This is a genomic window from Brucella grignonensis (assembly GCF_002252505.1).
Classification (GTDB): Bacteria; Pseudomonadota; Alphaproteobacteria; order Rhizobiales; family Rhizobiaceae; genus Brucella; species Brucella grignonensis.
In genome coordinates, this window is sequence record NZ_NNRL01000068.1 from 1 (window position 1) to 832 (window position 832).

Here is an 832-nt window from a genome sequence, read left to right on the forward strand (position 1 = left end):
CCCGACGACGAAACCGAATATCCCGGCACACAGCCCCGCAAGCAGAAGGGCAACCCCTGTCGGCATCCCGGCGAATTTCATCACAATCGCGGCAGCATAGCCGCCGAAGCCGAAGATCGCGGTCTGTGCCAGGGACAAGATGCCGCCATATCCGAAGATCAGATTCCAGTAGATCACGATGGCCAGGAACAGCATGAAGATCGTGACATCGTGCACGATGTAGGATCTGGTCGTCAGGAAGGGCACCGCCAGCAACGCCAGCGCAATCGCGAGTATCTTCAGCAGGTCCAGATAATTTTGCCGGATATTCAAGGGTTACATCCTCTTTGCCACGGCGGATCCGAACAAGCCGTTGGGCCGGACCAGCAAGACGACGATGACCACGCTCAACAATCCCACCAGGCCAAATCGCGGCCCCATCGTGTAGGCGATCAGCGCTTCGATGAACCCCAGCCCCNGTGCCATCGGAATTTGCGCGGTCAGCAGAATGCCTGACACACCGCCCAGACAACCACCCAGAAACAGGATCTGGCGATAGACGGATTCGATCCTGATGCCATAGAGCCCTGCCGCCTCCCGGTCCTGGGCGATGGCGCGGGCGGAGCGGCCCAGGCTAGTGCGGGTGACGATCAGGTGAAGCACCACGATCAGCGCGATGCCGGTGACGGCGACCATCAGCGCCTGATCGTCGAACGCGAATTCGCCGAAGTTGAACCGGCCGGACAGCTTTGCCGGCTGCGCCTTGGGGTAGCCGGTGAAGATCGACGTCAATGCCGCCTCCAGCACGATGGCGAGGCCGATGGTCAGGATGATGGTTTCGACCACGAAATCC

1 protein-coding gene and 1 pseudogene are annotated in these 832 nt (G+C 60.5%); both read right to left on the minus strand.

All coding sequences use genetic code 11. The annotated features are described in order from the left end of the window. A pseudogene (locus CEV33_RS00855) lies at window positions 1-312 on the minus strand (branched-chain amino acid ABC transporter permease); the annotation flags it as partial. Between the two features lie 3 nt (window positions 313-315). Further along, window positions 316-825 carry an ABC transporter permease subunit gene (locus CEV33_RS00860; protein WP_456236559.1) on the minus strand — a complete coding sequence of 170 codons (510 nt, stop codon included), beginning with the start codon at window positions 823-825 and terminating at the stop codon, window positions 316-318. Window positions 826-832 lie beyond the last annotated feature (7 nt).